Origin of the sequence: Ensifer sp. 22521 (assembly GCF_052044795.1) — a bacterium.
Taxonomy (GTDB): Bacteria; Pseudomonadota; Alphaproteobacteria; order Rhizobiales; family Rhizobiaceae; genus Ensifer.
In genome coordinates this window covers 246,048-269,792 of the sequence record NZ_JBQENM010000011.1, presented here as the reverse complement: position 1 = coordinate 269,792, position 23,745 = coordinate 246,048, and the positions used below count along the sequence as shown (strand labels likewise).

The 23,745-nt window shown below is 62.7% G+C and carries 20 protein-coding genes and 1 pseudogene; 2 read left to right on the top strand and 19 right to left on the bottom strand.

Going from position 1 to position 23,745, the window contains the following annotated elements; genetic code table 11:
* Both ACTJKE_RS19380 and ACTJKE_RS19375 read left to right on the top strand, forming a co-directional pair.
* A partial coding sequence (locus ACTJKE_RS19380) for a serine hydrolase (protein WP_440692117.1) occupies positions 1-470 on the top strand: 470 nt, incomplete at its 5' end.
* Positions 471-580: 110 nt separating this feature from the next.
* Positions 581-1,309: pseudogene (locus tag ACTJKE_RS19375) on the top strand (arylamine N-acetyltransferase family protein); the annotation flags it as partial.
* A gap of 14 nt (positions 1,310-1,323) precedes the next feature.
* On the opposite strand, the gene ACTJKE_RS19370 reads toward ACTJKE_RS19375, so the two are convergent.
* The 19 genes from ACTJKE_RS19370 to ACTJKE_RS19280 form a co-directional block, all read right to left on the bottom strand.
* On the bottom strand, positions 1,324-1,674 hold the full coding sequence (locus tag ACTJKE_RS19370; protein ID WP_058329945.1) for a DUF488 domain-containing protein: 351 nt from the start codon (positions 1,672-1,674) through the stop codon (positions 1,324-1,326).
* Between the two features lie 95 nt (positions 1,675-1,769).
* Positions 1,770-2,507, bottom strand: a complete 738-nt coding sequence (queE, locus tag ACTJKE_RS19365) for a 7-carboxy-7-deazaguanine synthase QueE (RefSeq protein ID WP_058329946.1) — start codon at positions 2,505-2,507, stop codon at positions 1,770-1,772.
* Entirely contained in the window at positions 2,504-2,860 is a 357-nt protein-coding gene (gene queD, locus ACTJKE_RS19360; RefSeq protein WP_058329947.1) for a 6-carboxytetrahydropterin synthase QueD, read from the bottom strand. The genes queE and queD overlap by 4 nt, the downstream gene beginning before the upstream one ends.
* Entirely contained in the window at positions 2,860-3,570 is a 711-nt protein-coding gene (gene queC / locus ACTJKE_RS19355) for a 7-cyano-7-deazaguanine synthase QueC (protein ID WP_058329948.1), read from the bottom strand. Before queC ends, queD begins: the two co-directional genes overlap by 1 nt.
* Positions 3,571-3,870: 300 nt before the next feature.
* Positions 3,871-5,007 (bottom strand): YdcF family protein, encoded by a 1,137-nt coding sequence (locus ACTJKE_RS19350; protein ID WP_082640897.1) that lies wholly within the window; start codon positions 5,005-5,007, stop codon positions 3,871-3,873.
* A gap of 384 nt (positions 5,008-5,391) precedes the next feature.
* A complete protein-coding gene (locus ACTJKE_RS19345; RefSeq protein WP_156437192.1) occupies positions 5,392-6,207 on the bottom strand; it encodes a sensor histidine kinase in 816 nt (271 codons plus the stop codon).
* A 362-nt stretch (positions 6,208-6,569) separates the two neighbouring features.
* On the bottom strand, positions 6,570-6,926 hold the full coding sequence (locus tag ACTJKE_RS19340) for an SPW repeat protein (protein ID WP_057255411.1): 357 nt from the start codon (positions 6,924-6,926) through the stop codon (positions 6,570-6,572).
* Positions 6,927-7,232: 306 nt separating this feature from the next.
* Complete coding sequence (gene ggt, locus ACTJKE_RS19335) at positions 7,233-8,972, bottom strand: gamma-glutamyltransferase (RefSeq protein WP_058330130.1); 1,740 nt, start codon at positions 8,970-8,972, stop codon at positions 7,233-7,235.
* A 259-nt stretch (positions 8,973-9,231) separates the two neighbouring features.
* Positions 9,232-10,845 (bottom strand): GMC family oxidoreductase, encoded by a 1,614-nt coding sequence (locus ACTJKE_RS19330; RefSeq protein WP_058330131.1) that lies wholly within the window; start codon positions 10,843-10,845, stop codon positions 9,232-9,234.
* Between the two features lie 22 nt (positions 10,846-10,867).
* Positions 10,868-12,085 carry a mandelate racemase/muconate lactonizing enzyme family protein gene (locus ACTJKE_RS19325; protein ID WP_058329950.1) on the bottom strand — a complete coding sequence of 406 codons (1,218 nt, stop codon included), beginning with the start codon at positions 12,083-12,085 and terminating at the stop codon, positions 10,868-10,870.
* A 5-nt stretch (positions 12,086-12,090) separates the two neighbouring features.
* The gene (locus tag ACTJKE_RS19320; RefSeq protein ID WP_197423549.1) at positions 12,091-13,368 is read right to left on the bottom strand and encodes an MFS transporter; all 1,278 of its coding nucleotides are present in this window, start codon (positions 13,366-13,368) and stop codon (positions 12,091-12,093) included.
* Positions 13,369-13,477: 109 nt separating this feature from the next.
* Positions 13,478-14,902, bottom strand: a complete 1,425-nt coding sequence (gene aldA, locus ACTJKE_RS19315; RefSeq protein WP_113511942.1) for an aldehyde dehydrogenase — start codon at positions 14,900-14,902, stop codon at positions 13,478-13,480.
* Between the two features lie 150 nt (positions 14,903-15,052).
* Positions 15,053-15,931, bottom strand: coding sequence for a LysR substrate-binding domain-containing protein (locus ACTJKE_RS19310; RefSeq protein ID WP_082663774.1), 879 nt, complete (start codon positions 15,929-15,931; stop codon positions 15,053-15,055).
* A gap of 267 nt (positions 15,932-16,198) precedes the next feature.
* Positions 16,199-18,223: a beta-N-acetylhexosaminidase gene (locus ACTJKE_RS19305; RefSeq protein WP_058329953.1), complete on the bottom strand. Its 2,025-nt coding sequence runs from the start codon at positions 18,221-18,223 to the stop codon at positions 16,199-16,201.
* 82 nt (positions 18,224-18,305) lie between these two features.
* A complete protein-coding gene (locus ACTJKE_RS19300) occupies positions 18,306-19,247 on the bottom strand; it encodes an ABC transporter ATP-binding protein (protein ID WP_058329954.1) in 942 nt (313 codons plus the stop codon).
* The gene (locus ACTJKE_RS19295; protein ID WP_058329955.1) at positions 19,244-20,059 is read right to left on the bottom strand and encodes an ABC transporter ATP-binding protein; all 816 of its coding nucleotides are present in this window, start codon (positions 20,057-20,059) and stop codon (positions 19,244-19,246) included. Before ACTJKE_RS19295 ends, ACTJKE_RS19300 begins: the two co-directional genes overlap by 4 nt.
* Positions 20,056-20,958: an ABC transporter permease gene (locus ACTJKE_RS19290; RefSeq protein ID WP_058329956.1), complete on the bottom strand. Its 903-nt coding sequence runs from the start codon at positions 20,956-20,958 to the stop codon at positions 20,056-20,058. The genes ACTJKE_RS19295 and ACTJKE_RS19290 overlap by 4 nt, the downstream gene beginning before the upstream one ends.
* On the bottom strand, positions 20,955-21,938 hold the full coding sequence (locus ACTJKE_RS19285; RefSeq protein ID WP_058329957.1) for an ABC transporter permease: 984 nt from the start codon (positions 21,936-21,938) through the stop codon (positions 20,955-20,957). The genes ACTJKE_RS19290 and ACTJKE_RS19285 overlap by 4 nt, the downstream gene beginning before the upstream one ends.
* A 19-nt stretch (positions 21,939-21,957) precedes the next feature.
* A complete protein-coding gene (locus tag ACTJKE_RS19280) occupies positions 21,958-23,571 on the bottom strand; it encodes an ABC transporter substrate-binding protein (protein ID WP_082663775.1) in 1,614 nt (537 codons plus the stop codon).
* Positions 23,572-23,745 lie beyond the last annotated feature (174 nt).

The following is a 23,745-nucleotide window of genomic DNA, read 5'->3' as shown; positions in this document are numbered from 1 at the left end:
GGCCGCGGCGGCTCGTTGGCGACGACGCGGTTCCCTTCTTCGGCAATCCCATGCGCCTCTCGCCCGGCCGAATCTTCAACGCACGGGCCTTTCACTCTGGTGGGACCGGCATGGCAGGCACGGCCGGGGATGTAATTCGCCTTCTCGAAAGCCTCAGGACCGGGCAGTCCGCGGTGCTCGACGCCCCTACCACCCGCTCGATGTTCGACATTCAGGCAAGGACCGGCGGATTGGCCGCCGGCCCCGGATGGGAGTTCGGTTTCGGCGGTTCGGTCCTTGTCGAGTCCGAAATGGCCGGCACGCCGCAATCGCCCGGCACGCTGCAATGGGACGGCGCCTACGGGCACAAGTGGTCCATCGACCCGGCCCGCGGTCTCACCGTCGTCGCGCTCACCAACACCGCCTTTGAGGGCATGAACGGACGCTTCCCGGTCGATCTTCGCGACGCCATCATCTACCGGAGCCTGTAGGACATGCGGAACGCCTTGTTTTCCGTCAATCTTGACGGCTATTTCGCCCGCATCGGTCATGTCGGGCCGCTCTCGCCGGATTTGGCAACCCTTGGCGCGATCATCGCAGGTCATGCCATTTCGAAGCCATCGACGTGCTGCTCGGACGACGGATCGATCTGTCGCCTGAGACGGTCGACGCCAAGCTCATCGACCGCAGGCGTGGCGGCTATTGCTTCGAACAGAACAGCCTTTTGCAGCGTGTACTCGGCGCGTTCGGCTATCGGGTGGAGCCCTTGATGGCCCGCGTCCTGTGGATGCGCGAACCCGAGGCGCCGCCGCCGGCTTGGTCGCACATGGTGCTCCGCGTCTTCGTGGACGGTGGCGGCTATCTCGTCGATGTCGGCTTTGGCAGTTGCGTGCCGACCGCGCCGCTCCGTTTCGACAGGACCACAGCGCAGCCGACGCCGCATGAGCCGTTCCGCCTCAGCCGGACGCTCGATGGCTATTTGCTGGAAGCGGAACTTGGTCGCGATTGGGTGCCGGTCTATGAGGGATCGCCGAGGATTTGCGGAGAGGACGCCTATCGGATCGCGAACATCGCGGCATCCACCCATCCGCAGTCGCTTTTCCGCCAGAACCTGTTGGTGACCCTGACCTCCGAGCAGGCGCGCACGATCCTGTTCGCAAACCGGCTGACGATCCGAGAATGGCACCGTCACACGCCACGAACTCGATGCGCCTGCAATCGAAAGTGCCCTCACCGACGTCTTCGGATTACCCTTCCCGGACGATTGGCATCCGATCACTGCGCGCTTCGGCAGCGCATTCGAGGCATCCACCACAACGACATGACGTGAACCCGACGCTTCGTCTATCGGTGTGCCAGGATGTAGTCCCTGAGTATCTGCGCATGATTGCGGGCCTCATCCTTCACGCTGTAAAGCAAGGTCACGGCGCCTTCAGCAATGCGCTGCCGCAACACGTCAACTGCCGCCGGATTGTTGTCGAGCTCGCCAATGTAGCGCTCGCGAAACTCTCCCCAGGTGCCTTGATCCCCGTGAAACCAGCGACGCAGTTCCGTTGTCGGCGCGATCTCCTTGAGCCACAGGTCGACCGCCGCGTCCGCCTTGGTCAGTCCACGCGGCCACAGGCGATCGACGAGGATGCGCATGCCGTCGCCATCCGCCTTCGGCTCGTAGACACGTTTCGTCTTCAGTTGCATGAACGTCCCTCACCCGGTCTCATTGCTTGGACCATAGCCGCCCGCCGCTATCCGACCAAGCCCGGAGGATTTGCGGGACACCAAGGGTGCGACCACTATACCCCGCGTCTGTTGCCCCAGAGCAGAACATGCAGTTGCGGCAGTACCCGAGCCTCGAACCAGCGGTCCTCCGTCACCTTGCCGACAAGCCAGAGCATGCGGTCGATGATGCCGTCGATATCAACAGTGGCATCGTCGTCATCCGGCGGTGGCGGCGTGTGGTTTCCGGGCTGCAGGTAGAGCGGCAGATGCGGATAACGGGCCGCCGCATCGCGGGCATAGGCATAATCGCGCTCGTCGAAGACGACGATCTTCAGCGCCACCTCGGGCCGGCCTGCCGCCATACGAAGACAGTCGTCGAAGGTGTTCCAGTCGGTCTCCATGCCGCTCGACGGCGGCTTCGGGCTCAAGACCAGCACGTCGAGATCGGCGAACCAGTCCTTGGCGATACTGCCCTGCGTCTCCAGGGCAAACCGGTAGCCTTCCTCTCGCCCACGCGCGATCAGAGGCCCGAGCGGCTGGATCGCCGGATTGCCGCCGGATAGCGAGACCGTGAGCGGCTTGCCGCCGGATAGCCGGCTGACTTCGCTCCAGATCTCCTCCACCGTCATCGGCAGCCATTGGTCGCGGTATTCGCTGTCGACTGCATGTAGCGTATCGCACCAGCTGCAGCGATAATCGCAGCCGCCCGTGCGAACGAACACGGTCGGCAGACCGATCAGGATGCCCTCACCCTGGATCGTCGGCCCGAAGACTTCGCTGACCCGGATGCGCGTTTCGCCAGGCCCGGTCATGGCCGGTATTCCGCCCAGGTCTTCGGCGTCTCGCTGACGCGCACGGCCGAGGTTTCAGGGAGCCTCACCTTGCACCAATCGTAGAAATGCTTTGCCAGACATTCGGCCGTCACCTGGTCATGGCCGAGGACGTCATTGAGGTGACGATGGTCGAAGCTCTCGTCAATGTAGCGCTTCAGTGGCGCCAGCTCGTGATAGTCGCGCACGAAGCCGTGTTCGTTGAGTTCCGCACCGGCAAGCTCGACTTCAACGACGTAGTTATGCCCGTGCAGCCGGGCGCACTGGTGGTCCGCCGGCAGGCTCTTCAACTGGTGCGAGGCGGAGAAATGGAACTCCTTGGTGATCCGGAACATCACTTCACCTCCTCGGCTGAAAAAGCAGACGTCGCCGCCACCCAGAAATCCGGATCCTCATAATCGGTCGGGTCCGCAACACCGGCAAGATGAAAGGCCTCGCGCCGCTCGACGCAGGTGCCGCAGCGGCCGCAATGGCGTGCGCCACCCTTGTAGCAGGACCAGGTCTCTTCGAAGGGTGTCGCATGGCTTGCGCCGTCGGTGACGATATCCGCCTTCGATACGGTCACATAGGGCGCGTAGAGTGCAACGTTGGCATAGTCGTCGAGCGCCTGGTTCTGCATCGCCTGAAACGCATCGATGAAACCGGGACGGCAATCGGGATAGATGAAATGATCGCCGCCATGCACGGCGACCGCAACCGCGTCCGCCTTCTGCGCCGCCGCAAGCCCGAAGGCAATCGCGAGCATGATGGCGTTGCGGTTCGGAACCACCGTCGCCTTCATGGTTTCCTCGGCATAGTGGCCGTCGGGCACGTCGACATCGTCCGTCAGCGCCGATCCGGTGAGGTGGGCGCCGATGGCGCGAATGTCGATGATCTGATGTGGAACGCCAAGCCGTCTCGCACAGGCGGCGGCAAAGTCCAGTTCCTTGCGGTGTCGTTGTCCATAGTCGAAGGAGAGCAGGCCTATAAGCTCCTGCTCGGCTGCGACCTTGTGGGCAAGCGATACCGAGTCTAATCCGCCGGAGCAGATGACAATCGTCTTCATGATAGGTGTCCTTGTTTTGACCGGGTAGGCTGCGACCGGATTACGGGGTGCCTTCTAGGACAAAGCAGGGGCGATGGGAAGCTTAATGTCGGAGATTGTGGCGAACAAATACTGTTTCGACGACCGAACATCGGCGCTGTGGCATAAGGCCATAGAGAAATTTTCGATCACCAAGGGGAACGGGAAGCGTCTGCAAACGTTGCGGCGTGAAGGTCGCCGATGCATTGGTCAATAGCTCGCGCGCCCATAATGGCGGAACTGGGCGCGCGGGTTTCGATGATTCTTGAGATGCGTCAGTGGCTACTGCTGAAGCCCCGGATACGCCCATACGCCCGAAACACGCATCAGATCGCGGTAAATTACCAACCTCTCGTCAGACCCGACCTTTGCCGCCTCATCCTGGGATGGTGCGTCCAGCGCATTCAGCGGCACCACTGCCGTCAGCAGGTCGCGCTGTTTCAATGCGTCTTCCATTACTGTGCGAGCTCGGCGCATGTGGCTTGAGCTGGTCACCAGGATCACAGTGTCGGCCTGATGCCGCACCAACAGATTGGCAGCATTGATCACATTGCCGATCGTGTCTTTCGACTTGTCTTCAATGATGATGCGATCGCGGCTGACACCCTTGTCGACCAGCCACTTGGACATCACGTCGCCTTCAGTAACGCCATTCTTCGGCACGCCGCCACTCACCATCACCAGTGCTGTCGGGTTCGCCTCTGCAGCCTTCAACGTCACGTCGAGGCGGTCGAGCAAAGTCTGCTGCGCCGTGCCGTCATCCGCCAGCGCGTAGCCCAAGGCGACGACCACGACCTTGCCGGGCACCGTTGGGACATCGAAGTTGGGCTTTTCGGCCATGATCTGTTCTGCGCGAACAAAGCGCTTGCGATACTCCTCCGCGCGTTCGCGATCGAGCCCTGCGAGCGCTTGATGGGCGAGTGCCGCGCCGGTCTCATCGCCACGGATGCGGGCAATCGCTTCCAACCAGCTTTGAGCGTCAAATGCGGTCGGCTCCTTGTCAAGGATACCCTGGAACGTCGTCTGCGCCTCGTCGAGCTTCTTCTGGATGATCTGCGTTGAGGCGACGGCATACTGAAAATCCAGCCGCTCTGGTGCTAACGTCGACGCTTCCTTGAAGGCCGCTTCCACGACATCGTACTTGCCGTGCAAGGTAATGCCCTTGAAGACTTCGGCTTCTGCTTTTTTGACGTCGCCTCCCGACCAGTAATACTGCATGCCAGTGTCCACCAGCTGCTTGATACGGCCAGCGCTGGTCTGATCGAAGGCCACGGCTGGAGCGACCGAGATAAGACACGCTGTTGCTGTCAACACTGCCAGGAGTCGGCGTCTCGCGCCGCCCGCCTTCGTCCGATGCGGAACATCCGACGCAAACACGATCGAGCCCGTCAAAAGGGCAAGAATGGAACTCGGCTTCATTTGATATCTCCCAGTTTTCCGGTTGCCCACAGGCTTGCTCGCCCTCGGGCCGATAAGCGTTCCGTAATCACTTCCGATCTGGCCCAATCTATATGCGGCCAGCATTAGCAATACCAAAACATGACCACCTGTCTAGTGCGCGATGTCAAAACGGACCGCGACTGCGACCAGATTCGGAATAATTCATATTACATTTCTTACAGATAGCGCACACAAGTTGCGTCAGCATTCAGAGACAGTTGCTAGTTGGTATGATATTGGTATTATCCAATTGTGCACCGGCACGCGCGCACCGGGCGGTGCGCGGTCGTTCCGTGAACGCCAATGTCATGGGCAATCAGCTTTTGCCTGCGGGGAGTTCTGCGGCTTATGGGAAGGCAAAGCCTATTCGGCGGCCTCGCTACCGAAGTCCATGCGGAAGCATGCGCCGCCGCCTGGCGAATTCAGAACGGTCATTTGCGCACCATGCCTTCGCGTAATCTGCAGCACGAGATTGAGACCGTGGCCCGCGCCTCGATGCCGCGGCTTCAGCCGGTAAAATGGCTCGAATATTCGCTCGCGCTCTGCCTCGGGAACGCCGGGACCATCGTCGCAGATCTCGATCACGCCGTTACGCTCGACCCGAACGACAATCGCTCCCCTTACCAGGTTGATGACGGCACGCCTGAGAGAAGGCGAGCCCGCCTGAACGAGCGAGCGCTGCACCGCCGGCTCATATGAAAACTCGTAGTCTTCATCGATCGCCAGCGGTGAAATGTCCCGGCTCGCCCGATTGACGATACATGGCACGCCGGCGACCGTCACCAGGGCCAGCAAGACCAGCATCGGCGCGAGGAAAAAGCGCGAAAACTGCAGGATAAGGGCTGACTGGCTCATCAACTCGCCTTGCCCAAACACCGTGAAGTCTCCGTCCGCATTCGACCGGCGCCGGAGAACGGCTAGATAGGGCGATGGATCACCGGCATCGCGAATGTCCGAATAGGTCATCCTGCCGAGATTCTCGCTCATGCCCCGGTAGATCGCTGGGATGTCACCCACCTGAACGACCTCTCCATGGTCGTTGCGCGCGATGAACCAAAAATCCGGATGCCTGGCATGGACGTCCCCCATTTCCTCGGTCTTTGCCAGCACGAGCTTGCCATCCGGACCTCTCTGAATCGCATCAAATGCCGCCTCGCCCGGCGCTGGGCTGACCAACACGCCACCTTCGTCGGCAAGGACCAGGAGGCTTACGAAGAAAGTCCGAAAGCCAGCAGTATCGCCAACTGGAGAACGAGAAGCTGGGCGATCAGCCGCTGTTTGAGAGATCGGGGCCACAGTTTTTTCACCGGCGGCACCATAGGGCTGGCTTGAATGCGCGGTGCATCGTCGAGGCTCGCTCGGACACGTTCGTAGGGATCTAGCTTTTGAAATCACGCAAATCTGAAAGAGGATCGTTCTATACGTTTTCAGGATTTGCTCTCAATCCGGGTGAAGCTGCAAACTCGAGATTGCACCGACATTCCGCCGGCTGTTCGCGGCCCGGAGCTGCGGCGCCGGGCCGCGACCTTCACTGCTCGTCATCATGCATGCGCATGCGGGTGCTGCCGTTCGTCCCAGACCGACCAGATCGCGAGCGCAGTCACCAGTGCCCCGAGGACGACATGCGTCCACATGGGATTGGCGCTGGTCGAGAAGCCGAGCAGCCAGGGGGAAGCGATCAGCCAGAGCCCGACGACGAGGCTTGCCCATTCCTCCCATTCCGCAAACATGGCAAGTGTTGCGATCGCCAGAACGCCGAGCACGACGCCGGCGGCCCAAGCGTTCCAAGCCGGAACGCTCTCGACAACGAAGCCCATGATCCACGGGGAGATGAACAGGCAGACGGCGAGAACCAGATTGATCCAGTCCTGCGCTTTCTTTCCTTCCATCAGTGCCATGACAACCTCCACGAATGAAGTTTGACCAAAGCGTACGACCGCGTGCGGGGCACGCTCTGGAAACCATAATAAATTCAACCGAAAACGCTTTCAAATCTTTTTCGCGCGAGCACCCGGTGATCGCACATGCGAAAGCGCGCAGCGAACCGGCGATCCGCTGCTTTCAAAGGGTGTCAAAGCACCGACTGGCCACCCGCTATCTCGGGCCCTAGATCATTTCACTCATCGAAACACTGAAGTGATCTAAGTCTTTGAAATTACGCAATTCCGGACGGAAAACCGTTTCGCACTTTTCCTGGAATTGCTCTAGTAACCGCGCGCAGCACCTGCGCCGATGCGGCTGTCGACGGCGCCATTGTAGCGGGCGCCGCCGCCGGCCTCGATGTCGGAGAGGCTCTCGCCGCCGACGAGGATGCCGGTCGCCTGCCCCCAGATCGTCCAGCTTTCGTCGATCTGAACGTTATGGCCCATCGCCGACAGCAGCTTGCGGGTGTCGGGCGAGAGCGCATAGGGCTCCATGAACACCTTGTCCGGCAGCCACTGGTGATGGATGCGCGGCGCATCGACGGCTTCCTGGATGTTCATGCCGTGATCGATGACGTTGAGGATCGCCTCGAGCGTAATCGTAATGATGCGGGCGCCACCGGGGCTGCCGATCACCATGAAGGGCTTGCCGTCCTTGGAGATGATCGTCGGGCTCATCGACGACAGCGGCGTCTTGCCGGGCGCGATCGCATTGGCCTCGCCCTGGATCAGCCCATAGAGATTGGGCACGCCCGGCTTCGAGGTGAAATCGTCCATCTCGTTGTTGAGCAGGATACCGGTTCCAGGCGCCACCACGCCGGCGCCGAAGGAGCCGTTCAACGTATAGGTAACGGCGACCGCGTTGCCCTCGTCGTCGATGATCGAATAGTGGGTCGTCTCCTTGCTTTCGCCGAAGCCCTTCGGGATCAGCGTAGCGGAGACGCCGGCGCGGAACGGATCGATCTTGGCGCGGATTTCCTTCGCATAGGCCTTGTCGGTGAGCTTGGCGACCGGGTTTTCGACGAAATCAGGATCGCCGAGCGACGTGTTGCGGTCGACATAGGCATGGCGCATCGCCTCGATCATCGCGTGAACCGTGTCCGCGGCGCCATAGCCCATGTAGGAAAGCGGATAACCTTCGAGCACGTTGAGGATTTCACAGATGATCACGCCACCGGAAGACGGCGGCGGCGAGGAGACGATGTCATAGCCGCGATAGTTGCACTTGACCGGCTCCAGTTCGCGCACCGCATAGCGCTCGAAGTCCGCCTTGGCGAGCACGCCGCCCTTCTCCGAGCTCGCCTTGACGATCTGATCGGCGATCGCGCCCTTGTAGAAGGCGTCCGGGCCTCTTTCGGCAATGCTCGAAAGCGATGCGGCAAGGTCCGTCTGAACCAGCTTCTCGCCGATCACGAAGGGCTTACCGTCATTGAGGAAGATTGCGGCCGCCGCCGGATCTTTCGCCAGCCTTTCGGCCCTGCCCTCGAAGGTACTGACATCGCCCTCCTCCAGCACGAAGCCATCCTTGGCTAGCGCGATCGCCGGCGCGATCAGTTCGGCAAGCGGCTTCGTGCCATAGCGGCTCCGCGCGACCTCGAAACCCATGACAGGCCCCGGCACACCGACGGCGAGATAACCATCGGTGCTCAACCCTTTGATGACATCTCCCTTCCCGTCGAGATACATGGTCTTGGTTGCCGCCTGCGGCGCCCGCTCGCGGAAATCGAGGAAGGTCGTCCTGCCGTCCTTGAAGCGGATGGTCATGAACCCGCCACCGCCGATATTGCCGGCGGTCGGATAGGTGACGGCGAGTGCGTAGCCGACGGCAACGGCTGCGTCGACGGCGTTGCCACCGCTCTTCAAGACGGCGACACCTACATCCGAGGCCAGGTGCTGGGCAGTCACCACCATGCCATGCTCGGCCTTGACCGGTTCCGGCGAGGCGGCTCGGCCCTCTGGCGGAGCCAGACTCAGCGCAAGAAACAAGGTGACGGGCAGGCTCTTCAAGCGAAATCTCAGCATGCGTCTCTCCCTCGCAGGCGTTGCTCGCAGTGCCTTGCCGGCGACCGCGAAGCGGACGCCCGCCATCGCGCTAAACGCGCCAGCAACAATCTTTTGGTCAGGCAAGCACTGATTGTGGGCAGCTATGAAGTCCGAGGAGTATAGCCATGCCCGGTCGGCGATGGCAATTCACACCGGACCGATGGCAACGCTTGAACGCGGGGGGCTGTCCTGGGGCGGGCTCCCCCCGCAGGCAACGGGGGGAACCATACGGCTCTCGTCAGGCGGCATCCGCCAGGATGAGAGCCGCGCCCTTTTCCGCAACCATCATCGTCGGAGCGTTGATGTTGCCAGCCGTAATGTTCGGGAAGATGGAGGCGTCGACGACGCGCAGAGCCGGAACGCCATGGACCCGCAGGCTGCTGTCGACGACGGAGCTCGCCTGGTCCGGCCCCATCGCGCAGGTGCCGCAGAGGTGGTAGATCGAGCCTGAGTTTTCGCGAAAATAACCCATCAGCTCATCGTCGCTCTGAACGCGCGGCGCTGGCGAGATTTCTTCCGCGGTTAGCGAGGAGAGCGCCGTGGCGGATGCGATCCGCCGCACCAGCCGGCTTCCCTGCAGCACTTCGTCGATGTCGCGGTCGGTCGTCAGGTAGTTCGGCCGGATCAGCGGCTTTTGCGCGGGGTCGCGGGATGCGATCTGGATGCTGCCGCGGCTGGTCGGCCGGCAGGAGTTGAAACAGATCAGGTAGCCCGGATAGGGCTCCGGTTTCAGCCCAGCCTTCGGATCATTCGGGATCCGATAAGACAGGGGATTGAAGTAAAGCTGGATATTCGGCCGCTCTTCGTCAGGTCTGCCGCGGAAGAAGCCACCGGCCTGATTGACGCTCATCGAGAACGGCCCCTTGCCTGTGAGCAGATATTGCAGACCGAGCCGCATCTGGCCGAACAGGCTGCCGAACTCGTCGTTGAGCGTCGGGATAGTGGCCCGATAGTAGAAGCTGGCGCAGAGATGATCCTGGAGGTTCTGCCCCACGGCCGGCAAATGCCGCTGCGTCTTGACCCCGAGCGAAGACAGCGCCTTGCCGTCCCCGATACCCGAAACCTGCAGCAGTTGCGGGCTGCCGACGGCGCCGGCCGCCAGGATGACTTCGCGCCCCGCGGTAAAGCGCCGGCGGGCCCCGTTCTGGACGACATCGACCCCGGTTACGCGCCCGTCATCCGCAAAGACCAGCCGCTCGGCCTGGGCGTAGCGCTCGATCGTCAGGTTGGGCCGCTTGAGCGCTGGGCGCAAATACTCGGCGCTCGAATGCGAGCGGCGGCCATTGTTGGTGTTGACGTCGTAGACGCCGGCGCCTTCGAGCGAGGCTCCGTTGAAATCATCGTTCAGTGGCAGTTGCAACGATCCGCAGCTCTCGAGAAAGGCGTCGGTGATCGGATGCGTCATGCCGCGCATCGGGGTGATGTGGATCGGGCCTTCGCCGCCATGCCATTCGGACGATCCGCGCGCATGGGTTTCGAGCCGGCGGAAATAGGGAAGCACGTCGTCATAGCCCCAGCCCGCATTGCCGGCGGCTTTCCAGTCGTCGAAATCGTCGCGCGCGCCGCGCACGTAGATCATCGCGTTGATCGATCCGGAGCCGCCCTGGACCTTGCCGCGCGGCACGTAGATGCTGCGATCCTGAAGCTCGGCTTCCGGCTCGCTCGAATACATCCAGTTCACCTGAGGGTTATAGTAACTGCGGGCGTAGCCGACCGGGATCTTGAACCAGAAGGAATTGTCGTTGCCGCCGGCCTCGATCAAAAGCACCTTGTGGCGACCGTTCTCGCTGAGCCGGCTCGCAAGGATGCAGCCCGCCGACCCGGCGCCGACGATGATGTAATCGTAGATCATCTCGTGTCCCTGATATCCGTGTTCACCCGCGCGCGGGCGCAAAGGCCTTCACGTCCGCCGGCCGACCGTCCATCTGCAGGTGCAGGCGCTCACCGGTATAGGGCGTGTGCTTTTCAACCACATCCATGTTGAGCTCGATGCCGAGGCCGGGCTCGCGCGACGGGATGAGGTAGCCGTCCTCGACGGTAAGCTTGGTCTTCAGCACGTCGGCGTGGAAGCCGGAGAAGTCGAGGATCGCCTCGTGGATGAGGAAGTTCGGCGTGGCGGCCGAAAGCTGGATGCTGGCGGCAGCCCCGACCGGGCCGTTGTAGAGATGCGGCGCGATCTGGGCGTAATAGGCCTCGGCCATGCCGGCGATCTTCTTCGCCTCGAGCAAGCCGCCGACACGTGCGACGTTCATCTGCAGGATCGATGCGGCCTTGAGCTCGAGCACACGCTGGAACTCGTATTTCGTCGTCAGGCGCTCGCCGGTCGAAACCGGAATCGAGGTTGCGCGCGCGACCTCGGCCATGGCCGCTTCCTGTCCCGGCGGCACCGGCTCTTCGAACCAGAGCGGATCGTACTTCTCCAGGCGCTTGGCAAGGCGGATGGCGGAGGACGGAACCATCTGGCCGTGGGTGCCGAAGAGCAGGTCGGCGCTGCTGCCGACCGCGTCGCGGATCTTGCGGCAGAACTCTTCGCAGCGATCCATGACGCCGAGCGAAAGCTGGTGGCCGGAATAGTTGGTGTAGGGACCGGCGGGATCGAACTTCACCGCGGTGAAGCCCATCTCGACCATCTCGACGGCGCATTCGGCCGCGAGGTCCGGATCGTTGAAATCGAACTCGCCGGCCGCATTCTTCGGGTAGAGATAGGTGTAGGCCCGAAGCTTCTCGTGCACCGTACCGCCCAAGAAATCGGCGACCGGACGGCCTGCCGCCTTGCCAATGATGTCCCAGCAGGCGATCTCCAGGCCCGAGACTATGCCCATCATCGTCGGGTCGGGGCGCTGGGTGAAGCCACTGGAATAGGCCGAGCGCCAGAAGCGCTCGATCTGGTGCGGATCATGGCCGAGCAGATGCCGTTCGAAGACATCCTCGATCAGCGGCGTCAAGGCGCTTGGATGGAACGACGTCGCATAGATCTCGCCGATGCCCTCGATGCCGCAGGCAGTCGTGAGGCGAACGAAGATCCAGTACATGCCGCCCACATGCGGTGGCGGGACGGCGACGGCATAGGTCCCGAGAGACGCGATCTTCATGGGTGTCATCCCTTTTTCTTGAGGCGAGCCATCAGCACCAGAGTGGCGATGGCTCCGAGAACGCAGATGGCGGCGATGTAGCCGAAATAGAGCTGGTAGCCGGTAATGCCCGGATTGCGGTCCGACAGGTAACCGTTGACGAGCGGCAGATAGGTGTCCGGCGCGTAGCCGACCAGCGAGATGATTCCGATGGCGAGACCCGTGATGTTTGCCGGCACATGGCAATCGTCCAGGATCGCCCAGTAGAGCCCTCGGATCGTATAGGTGATCAGGCCGACGAGCAGCACCAGCCCGACGAAGGGCATGGTGGAGCCGATGCCCGGCAACGTGATCATTGCCACGAGGCTTGCCGCTGCGACGACGAAGCTCAGGAGCAGCATGCCGCATTTGCCGTAACGGTCGCCGAGCAGTCCACCACCGATGCCGCCGACCGGACGCAGCCACAGCTTGATCGTCACGATCAGGCCGGCCATGGCGGCCGAGATGCCGAACCCGCCTTCCTGCAGATAGGCCGAGAAGCTGTAGGTGGCGAGGAAGACGTGGTAGCCGCAGAAGATGATGGCGGCGACGAGCCAGACCTCGGGGATGCGCAACAGTGTCTTGATGTCGACGAGAAGGTTGCCTTCGCGCCTCTTTGATGACCTGTTCGCAGCGATCGGCTGCGACACGGCGAAATAGGCAATGCCGACGACGATGCAGAAAATGGCGTAGAGAAGCACGACGTCGCGGAAACCGGTGGCAAGCCCGGCGCCGCGCGTTTCCGTCGTGAACACGAACAGCGCGATGGCGACGCTTGCAAGGAGTGCCTCGACCAGGCCACGGCCGCCGTCGAGAATACCGAAGAAGCGTCCCTGTTCGTCGGCACCGGCAATCAGGTTCACCTGCTTCAGCGTCGCCGCCCAGAACGTCAACCCGGTCGTGACGCCGAAGCCGCAATAGATGACGAGAAGGGCGGAGTAGCCAGGCAGCGTCGCATACCAGAGACCCAGAAGCCCCGTACCGACCATTGACAGGAGGATCAGGACGCGCGGCTGGACACGGTCGGCGAGCCAGCCGCTGGGCAGGTAGCCAAGCAGGAAGCTGGTTCCGAGGATGGAGTAGAGGACGCCAAGCTCGGTGTTGCTAAGCTTCAGCACGTCCAGCATCGTCGTCTGATAGGACTGGCGCAGGTAGAGGATCGGGTAGATCGCACCGGCGGCGATCACGATCAGCGCTAACTGAAGATAGCGGCTGCGGGCCGACACGGTTGGTGCGGCGATTTCGGTTTCGGCAATCAAGCTCACAGGTAGTCTCCTCCCCCGGCCGACGGCGGGAGCTCTGCTATCGGCCCGGTATTGATATTGGCGTCGGAGCAGTTCCGGCTTTGGCCGGGAATGCTCAGTTTCTCATGGTCTAGTGTTTCAGGACGACGAGGCGCGTCTGGGTGAATTCCATCATGCCGTGCTTGCCGTCGTCGCCACCGAGGCCGGAACGTTTCCAGCCGGCATGGAAGCCCTGATAGGGATCGGCCGGAAAGCGGTTGACATAGAGTTCGCCGGCCTCGATCGCGTCGCTGGCCCGCATAACGGTGCGGTAGTTCTCAGTGAAGAGCACCGAGCTCAACCCGAACTGATGGTCGCTCGCCATGGCAAGCGCTTCCTCGAACGTCGCGTAACGCAGCACGGCAAGCACCGGACCAAAGACCTCCTCGCGCACGATCTCCATCTCCTGGGCGCAGCCGGAAATCAGCGTCGGCGGATAGAAGTAGCCCGGGCCTTCCGGCAGATAGCCACCGACTTCAACGGTCCCACCTTCCGCCCGCGCCTGCTCCACCATCCCGTGAACGCGCTTCTGCGCGGCAGCGTTGGCAAGCGGCCCCATACGGCTCGCGTCCTCGGCGCGGTTGCCGAATGTGCGGGCGGCAAAGCCTTCGCGCAGTTTGGCGAGCAGCCGGTCGTGGACACTTTCATGGACATAAAGCCGTTCGGCGCTGGTGCAGACCTGGCCGCAATGGGCGGTCTTGGCAGCGATGATCATCTCGGCAACGGCATCAAGATCCGCATCCGGCTCGACGATCACAGGCGTCTTGCCGCCCAGTTCGAGCGACGGCTTGGCGATGTTTTGCTTGCAGTATTCGAGCACGATGCGGCCGGCCGAGACGCTGCCGGTCAGTGTGATCATGCCGATGCCGGGATGGGTGCAGAGCGTACGCGCAACATCGTGCGACATCGTGAGGATATTGACGAGGCCATCGGGCAGACCAGCCTCGACAATGGCTTCGGCCACCGCAAAGGCCGAGGTCGGCGTATTGTTGCTCGGCCGCACGACAACCGCATTTCCGGCAATGAGCGCCGGTGCGATCTTCCTGACCAGCGTGTAGATCGGATAGTTGAACGGGATCAGACAGGCGGCGACACCGATCGGCGTGCGCTTCAGGATCAGCGTTTCGCCGGGATTGTCGCTCTCGATCACCTCTCCTTCGATGCGGCGGGCCCACTCGGCGTGGTAGCGCATCAGTTCGGCGCCGTAGATCACTTCGCCGGTCGCGTCAGCGAGGCTCTTGCCGGACTCCAGTGCCAGCGCAGCGCCGATGCGCTCGGCCCGGCTCTCCAACACAGCCGCAAGCCGGCGCAAGGCGTCTCCACGCTGAATGGCAGGCAAGGCGCCCCAGGCGCGTTGCGCCTTCACCGCGGCTTCGACCGCAGCTGTCGCCTCTTCGTCTGTTGCCGCCGGTACCGACGCGAAAACCTCACCGGTTGCCGGATTGCGGACGTCGATTAGGGCCGCGGATGCGCTCTCGATGAAGCGGCCGCCGGAAAAGTTACGATAGGGGCTCATGGCATCTCGGAATGGTTGGGAGAGAGCATCACGAGCGACGATCCGACCTCTCTCCCTGGCCGCAACCGTCAGGAAAATTGATGCGACGATGCAGACCAGGGCACAAGCGAGTAATTTTCCGTGAGAGCATTCCAAAATGGAATGCTTGGCTCAGGCAGCACGGTCGGCTGCGACCTCCGACAGGAGCCATAGGCGGAACGCTTCCACCTTCGAATTGCTTCCGGACTGAGGTCGCGTCACGAACCAGTAGGATTCGTGGCCCTCCACCTCGACGTCAAAGAGCTGCACCAATTGTCCCGATTGCAACTGGCCGCGAACCATCGAGCGATCCGCAACGGTCACGCCGAGCCCGGCGCACGCCGCTTCGATCGCGAGGTCGAGCAGGTCGAATTCCAACCCGCCGCGGGTATCGACGTCCTGGAAGCCTGCCGCGTCCAGCCAGTGACGCCAGGTGAGGTAGCGCCGATCGGGCGAGGCGAGCACATGCAGGAAGGCGAAGCGCTGAAGATCGGATGGGCCGTCGACCTCCGCCCCCTCCAGAAGCGACGGTGCGCAGACGACGACATGCCTTTCCGTCATCAGAATGCTGGCATCGAGCATCGGCCACTCGCCATCACCGAAGCGGATGGCGCAATCGAGAAGCCCGCGCTCGGCAAGCGTATCGGAAGCCTCGGTGCTGATACTGATGTCCACATCCGGCAATGCCTCGCGCAACCGGGCAAGGCGTGGCAGCAGCCAGCGCTTGGCAAAGGTCGGCGGCACGTTGACCCTCAGTCTGTTCTGGTTGCTCTTCTCGGTGATACTGCGCAGCGACACTTCGATGCTGTGAAACGCCTCCTGAATGGTCGCCAGCAACTCGGCGCCGGCCGGCGTCAGTTCCAGATGATGGTGGCGCCGGATGAGCAAATCCTCGCCAAGTTCGTCCTCAAGGTTGCGGACCTGCCGGCTGACGGCGCTCTGCGTCAGATTGAGGCGTTCGGCCGCGCGCGTGAAGCTGCGGGTTTGCCCAACCACTTCGAAGGCCTTCATCGCTGACAATCCAGGAAGTCTTCGCATTGGTACTTTGGCCTCAGGATAGGGGACAACAACATCGACACCGGGTGTCGTCACGGCATCGATGCACTTTTGCGTGGCACACATTGGCGCACAAGCACGAAAATCCAAATCGCACACGGCTGACCGCAAGCACGCGCGTCCGGCACTCTCCAAACGACAAACGGCGGCTTTCGCCGCCGTTTACCTATCCAATCCATCGACTGGCCAAGCCCAGACGAAAACTGGAAACTCATTCGCCCCCTACTCCGCGGCATAGAAGCCGTAGAGCACCGGCATCAGCCCGACGAGCGCCGCGAAACGCTTGAAGGACTTGCGCTCCGGCCGCGTCCAGCCGGTTTCCGCCAGCGCCGAAAGCCGCGGGAAGACGAGGCGGTCGAAGACGGCGCGGTCGGTCATCGGCTCGGACCAGATGCAGCATTGCACGCCGAGTAGGTGCTTCTTCTGCGCGTCCGTCCAGCCCTCGACCGGATCAAAGGTGTAGAGCCTTTCCGGATCCGACCAGCCGGCCCAGCTGGCGCCAGGCTCCGACCAGGCCGGGCTGTTGGCCATGTCGAGATAGTAGACCTGACCGGGGCAGACGACGATGTCGTAGCCTTCTTCGGCGAGTGCTGCCGACGCCTCGACCGTGCGCCAGCCGAAAAGCAGCGACTTTTTCTTATCGATGACGTTGCCGTGCGCCGCCTCCTGCCAGCCGCCGGTGACGCAATCGCGGCTCGCGAGAAACGCCTGCACGCGCGCCAGGAATTCGCCCTGCAGTACCGCAGCACCCGATCCGTCGATCTCGTCGGCGCCGTGGGTGTTGGTGACGACATTCAGCCGCTTGGCATGGGTTTCGGCAACCTCGTCTCCGGCAAGCGCCCGAAGCCGTGTGAGCGCCTCGGGCGAGCCCGACCAGGCGCCGAGCGGTACCTCGTCGGCGCCGACATGAATGGCCCGCATCGGGAACAGTTCGATCAGTTCGTCGAAGATGATCTCGAGCACCCGGTAGGTTTCTTCTCGTGCCGGATTGAGGCAATTGTCCGGAAAGCCCTGGACCGAAAAATAGCTGCCCTGCTCCTCGGGGTCACGCAGTTCCGGGATCGCCTGCAGCATCGCAAAGGAATGGCCGGGAATGTCGATCTCCGGCATCACCTCGATGCCGAGGCTTGCCGCCAGCGCCACGATCTGGCGGATCGCGGCCTTAGTATAGTAACCGCCGGTCGGCTGCGGTCCGGAGCCGAGCAGCGGCGGGATCTTGCGGCCGTGGCCGCGCCAGGCCCCGATTTCCGTCAGCGCCGGATAGGCGTCGATCTCGACGCGCCAAGCCTCGTCGTCAGTCAGGTGCCAGTGGAAACGGTTGAGCTTGTTCCACGCCATCAGCTGCAGGAAGCGCTCAACCTCGGCGGTGCTGTAGAATTGCCGGGCGACATCGAGGTGGGTGCCGCGCCATCCGAGCGCCGGCTCGTCCTTGATCTCACCGCCGGTCGGAAACACGAAGGTGCCCGGATACAGCCGCGCGCCGCGCAGGATCTGCCCAAGCGTGATCAGGCCATAGAGGATGCCGGTCGCCGTGCTACCGGAAACGGCGACGCCAGCGGGAGAGAAGCGGATGGCATAGGCTTCCGGGCCGAGGTCACCAGTCTTCGCCAGCGATACCGGATAACCGCCCTCCGACGCCGGGCGAACGATGCCCTCGACCGGGAACAGGCTTGCGGTGAGATCGGCAAACGCCCTTGCAGCGCTGTGAGCTTCCTCGCCCTCGGGTTTGAGGTCGAGCCCCGGAGGCGCCACCAGTTGCCCGGAAACGGAAACGGCTTGCGGCCACGGTACAATCGAGACCGGGACCGGCGCCACCTTCGGCACCGGATAGACGGCAGCACCACGCTTCAGCTCGGCATTGTCTCCGTGCGCCCGCGAGGCAAGCACCGCCACCGGCGCCATCGTGCCGTCGGAGAGCACCAGGAAGGCGGCGTTGGCACCATCGGTCCAGTGACGCGGCTCATAGCTCATTCCATGTGCCTTCAGCGTCCAGATTGCGCCCGGCGGCACTTCGAGGTCTTCCGGCGCTGCGAACTCGGCATAGTTGGATAGGCGGACGAGCAGCTTGCCACCCTCGATCTCGGCCGCAGGGTCGATACGAGCCGGGCCGGAAACGCCGAGCCGAAAACCCTTGAGCACTCGATCCGAGTTGTTGGTCAAGGTCAGTGCATAGACGGACCTGTCGGCTGTCCCGACCGGCACCCAGAGGGTTTCCAGCAGGAATTCAGATTTGGCGGCAAACGTCATCAAACGGCTCCATGAAATGTTGATCTTTGCAGCCGGCCGAAGGCCGGCGGAGTTCTCGGGGGCTGTCCTCGGTTCACATAGCTCACGCCGGAGCTTGGCCAAGGGCGCGGACGAAATGGTTTTCGGCGACCTCCTCTACCGTGTCCGATGCCGGACGGCTGAGGCGCCGCACCTCTTCGGCATGGGCAAGGAAGCGGGCGCTCTGCCCCGGCACGAACGGGCGATCCGGATCAGGCACGGCTGACAACAGAAGCTGGGTATAGGGATGGCGGGGACTACCGATGACGGCATTGGTCTCGCCCCACTCGACCATCTGGCCGGCAAACATCACAACCACCTCCTCGGCGATGTGCGCAGCGGTGGCGATATCGTGGGTGATGTAGAGCATGGCGAGGTTCCGTTCACGCTTGATCCGCGCGAGCAGCTCGAGGATATCGAGCCTGATCGAAACGTCGAGCATCGACGTCGGCTCGTCGGCGACCAGCACGTCCGGCGCAACAGCAAGTGCCCGGGCGATGTTGACGCGCTGGCGCTGGCCACCGGAGAGCTCATGAGGAAACTTCCGCGCCGTGATGTTTGGATCAAGGCCGACGTCGGCTAGCAGCCGCGCGACCGCGGCCTTCGCTTCGCCGGCGTTCTTGGCATGGCCATGCAAAAGCAGCGGCCGCGCGAGGTGATGGAAGACGGAGAACACCGGATTGAGTGACGCGAAGGGGTCCTGAAAAACCATCTGGATCGCGCGGCGGCGCAGCTTCTCGGCGGCGCGGTCACCCGGCTCGGTCACGTCGGCGCCGCGAAACTGCAGGGCCCCGCTACTCGGCGCATCGAGCCGCGCGACGATGCGGGCGCAGGTCGTCTTGCCGCAACCGGACTCGCCGACCAGTGCCAGCGCACGCCCGGGCCTAAGCGCCAGAGAAATCCCTCTGAGCGCTTCGACCGCGCCGAAGCTGCGCCTGATATCCTTCAGACGGACGATGTCGGTCTGATGGTCAAGGATTGTGCTCGATACCGGCATTACGTTCATTCGACGACCCCCAAGCTGCGGGCGGAACGCGGCAGCTGCGGGATCGCGCCCCAGAGTTTGCGCGTGTAGTCGTGGATCGCCGCACGGCTGATCTGTTGGGTGTCGCCGACCTCGACCAGTTGCCCCTTCAGCATAACACCGATCCGGTGGCAGAGTTGCGCCATCAGATGCAGGTCGTGGGTGATGAACAACACGGAGAAGCCAAGGCTGCGCTGCAGATCGACGAGTTGCTCCAGGATTTCCCGCTGCACCACCACATCGAGCGCCGTCGTCGGCTCGTCCATGATGATGAGCTCCGGCTTCAGCGCCAGGCAGATCGCGATGACGATGCGCTGGCGCATGCCGCCGCTGAACTGGTGCGGATAGTCGTCGAGACGACCCGCCGGAATGCCGACGAGCCGGAACATTTCTTCCGCCCGCGTCCGCGCCTGTGGCCGCGTCGCGCCGGTGTGCTTGCGCAGCACGTCGAAGAATTGCGCCTCGACCCGCATCAGCGGGTTCAGCGAATTCATCGCGCTTTGGAACACCATGCCGATCCGCCGCCAGCGGACATTCTGCAAGGCGGATTCCGGCATCTTGAGAAGGTCTTGCCCATCGAGCAGGATTTCGCCGCCGGCGACCCAGGCCGGGGCTTTCGACAACCGGGTGATCGCGTAGGCGATCGTGCTCTTGCCGCAGCCGGACTCGCCGGCAAGGCCGAAGAGCTCGCCGCGCCTGACCTCGAAAGAGACCTCATTGACGGCGCGGAAAGCACCGTCATCGAGCAGGTAATCGACATTGAGGTTACGGATTTCAAGCAGTGCGTCGCTCATCGGGCAGCCTCCAGTTCGCGGCGGCGCATCCGCGTGAGACGCAGCCAGCGGCTCAAGGCCGGACCGGAGCGAAGTTGCGGATTGGCGATCTCGTCGAAGGTGAAGTTGATGAGCGCGAGACCGAGACCGACAAGGGCAATGCCTGCGGCCGGTACGGCGATGTCCCACCAGGCGCCGACGATGATCGCCGAGGAATTCTGGGCGTTGTAGAGCATGGTGCCCCAGGTCACCCGCAGCGGATCGCCGAAGCCGAGATATTCGAGCGTCGTCTGGGCGACGATCGCGTAGATGATGCTGCCGACAACGTTGATGCCGATCAGCGGCACCAGATTGGGCAGGATTTCCACGAAGATCACTCGCCAATGCGGCTCGCCGACCATACGCGCCGCCACTACGAATTCGCGCTGCCGAAGCGCCATGGTCTGCGACCGGGTCATGCGCGCGCCCCAGGGCCAGGAGGTGAGCGCGATGATCGCCATGATCGCAAGCGGCCCGACCGTGCCGGCAAAGGACGCCAGCAGGATCAGCAACGGGATGTTGGGGATGACCAGCACGGCATTGGTCGCGAGGTCGAGCGTCGCGTCGGTGCGCCCGCCGAAATAGCCAGCAACGAGGCCGACGATGGTGCCGAGCGCGGTAATGGCAAGGCCGGTGGCAAAGCCGACGGCAAGCGACGGCCGAGCGCCCCAGACAAATTGCGAAAAGACGTCGCGCCCCATCTTCGTCGTGCCGAAATAGTGCTCGACCGTCGGCGGCTGGTGCGAGCGGCCGACGCGTTCGCTCGGGTCGCCGGGCGCCAGCACCGGCGCAAACAGCGCCATCAGGCAAAGCGTGAGAATGATGACAAGTCCGGCAACGGCTTTCTTCTGCCGCCGGAACAAGGAGACGCCCGCATTCATGCCCTGCCCTCCCTTATGCGCGGATCGACCACGCCATAGATGATATCGACCAGGAGATTGGCCCCGAGCGTGGCGATCGTCATCAAGAGCAACTGTCCCTGGATGACCGGATAATCGCGGGCGACGCTCGCGGTATAAAGCGTCAGGCCGAGGCCGGGATAGTTGAAGACGATCTCGGTGACGATCGAACCGCCGAAGACCGCCCCCAGCATCAGCGCGAGGTTGGTCAAAACCGGCAGCATGGCATTGCGCGCCGCATAGCCGAACATCACGGCCGTTTCCGAAAGTCCCTTGGCCCGTCCCATCGTGACGTAGTCCTCGCCCAACACCGAGATCATGCTGGAGCGCATCGTCGTCTGGAACTCGCCGATGAGATAGGGCGAGAGCGTCAGCACTGGCAAGATCGCATGCAGGAAGACGCTGCAGAAGAAGGTAAAGTTCAGCCCGGGATCAAGGCTCGGATCATAGGCGTAGCCGACCGGCAGCAGCCGCAGCGTGACGCCAAAGGTGAACAACGTCGCGAGCGCGATGATCACCGGCGGCACGGCGATCAGCACGACCGAGAAAGGCGAAACGAAACTGTCGAAACGACCCCCGCGACGCCAGGCGGCAATGGCGCCTAAGAGCACGCCGATCGAGAGCGAAAAGACGATGGCGGTAACGACCAGGAATGCGGTCCAGCCGGCCGAACGGCCGAGAACCTCGAGCACCGTCTGCGGGTAATATTTGACGGAGACACCGAGATCGAAATGGGCGAGCCCGACGACATAGTCGACGAATTGCTGCCAGATCGGCCGTTCGATCGCGCCGAAGCGCGCCTTGATCGCCTCGATGGCCGCGGGCGTTGCCCGCGGTCCGAGTCGGGCGATCATGCTGTCGACGGGGCTCCCCGGCATCAGCCGGGGAACCGCGAAATTCATGACGATCGCGAATAGGAACGCCACGCAATAGACGGCAAGCCGTCGACGGGAAAGTCGCATCGTTGGAGCCCGTCGTTGCTTATTGCACAGGCTTGAGGCGGAGCAGGTGCACCAGCCGCATCCGGTTGTTGTCGTGGTCCTCCGGGTTCATGACAGGTTCGTCCTTGGTGACCCAGCCGGTAAAGCGCTTGGTCGAGAATTGGTACCAGGTCGGGCCGTTGAAGACGGGAACGACAGGCAGGTTGTCGGCAACGATCACCTGCACCTGGTCGAACAGCTTCTTGCGCTCCTCGTCCGTCGCGGCGCGGCGGTATTCATCGAACACCTTGTCGAGCTCGGGGTTGGAATAGCGCGACGGCGCGCTGGTGATGCGCCCGCCGAAGCCGGTCGACAGCGACTGGAAGTAGCCGCGGAAGGGCGTCGGCCCGTCGGCGCGTGAATTCATCACCGCTTCGAAGCTGCCGTCAAGGATCTGCTTCTGCCACTGCTCGTATTCGGGCGTGGCAACGGACGCATTGATGCCGATCTTGCGCAGGCCTTCGGTCGCGATCTGCACCGCGTCGATCCAGTCGGTCCAACCGTTCGGAACGATGATCGGGAAAGCGATCGGCTTGCCGCTCGGCGTGGTGCGGAAGCCGTCGCCGTCCTTTTTGTAGCCGGCATCGTCGAGCAGCTTGTTGGCCTTGTCGATGTCATAGGCGAGCCACTCGTCCTGCGCGCCCTCGGCTGCCTTGTTGCGCCAACTGTCGAAGCGCGGCGGCAGGCCGCTCGCAAGGGTGTTGACGACGGGATAGCCAAAGCCGGCGATATCGACCATCGCGGTGCGATCCATCGCGAGGCTGAAGGCGCGCCGGAAGGTCATGTCGTTGAAGGCCTCGGCATTGCCGGGGTTCGACGACTTGAAGTTCATCTGGAAGGCGACGGTTTCGGCCGGCGGCTGCCAGTAGCCGTTGTGCTCGGCGTCGAGGCCGACATAGGTCTTGTCAATCTGCGGCAGGAACGAGCCGAACCAGTCGATCGCGCCTTCCGGCAAAAGCGCCAGCATCTGGTCGTTGCCGGAGATCTGCGGCAGCTTGAGGCAATCGACCTTCAGCGTCGCGGCGTCCCAGTAGTTGGGATTGCGGCACTGCTCATAGACCTGCGGCGTAAAGCGGCGGATCTCGGTCATCGGGCCGGAACCGACCGGCGTCTCGTTTTTGAAGGCGAGCGGGTCCTTCACGTCTTTCCAGATGTGCTCGGGCACGACGGGAAAATCGGCAAGCGATTCCGGGAAATGCGTGTCGACGTCCTTGAGATTGATCTTCACTTCGGTCGGCGATAGTGCTTCCACCGAGGCAACCGTTTCGCCAACGCCGACCGTGTCGACAGCCGGGTTCTCCAGCATCATCTCGAGCGTGAATTTCATGTCCGCCGAGGTCAGCGGCTTGCCGTCCGACCATTTGACGCCGTCTCGCAGCGTGTAGGTGATCGACTTCAGGTCGTCGGCAAACTTGTAAGCGGTCGCCAGCCGAAAGACCGGTTTTCCGCCGTCGTAATCGTTGAAGATCACCAGCGGTTCGTAGACGAAATCCATCGTGCTCTGGCGACGGCCACCAAGGTCGAACGGGTTGAAATTCTGCACCCAGCTCGTTTGTTCCTCGATGTGCATGGTGAGCACCGCTTCGGCCCGGGCCTCGGCGGCCGCGAGCATCATCAGCGCTGCGGCGACCGCTCCCAGGCGCCATCGCGCCGCTGTCGCCCGCCTCCTCCCAGCTCCCGGCGCAGTGCCCAAAAGCCGCATTTCCTCGACTGCCGTCATGACGAATTCCCCCTCAGGTTTCGTTGATCGATCTATTAAGTCAAGTAATTTGACTTAACGATAAGTCTG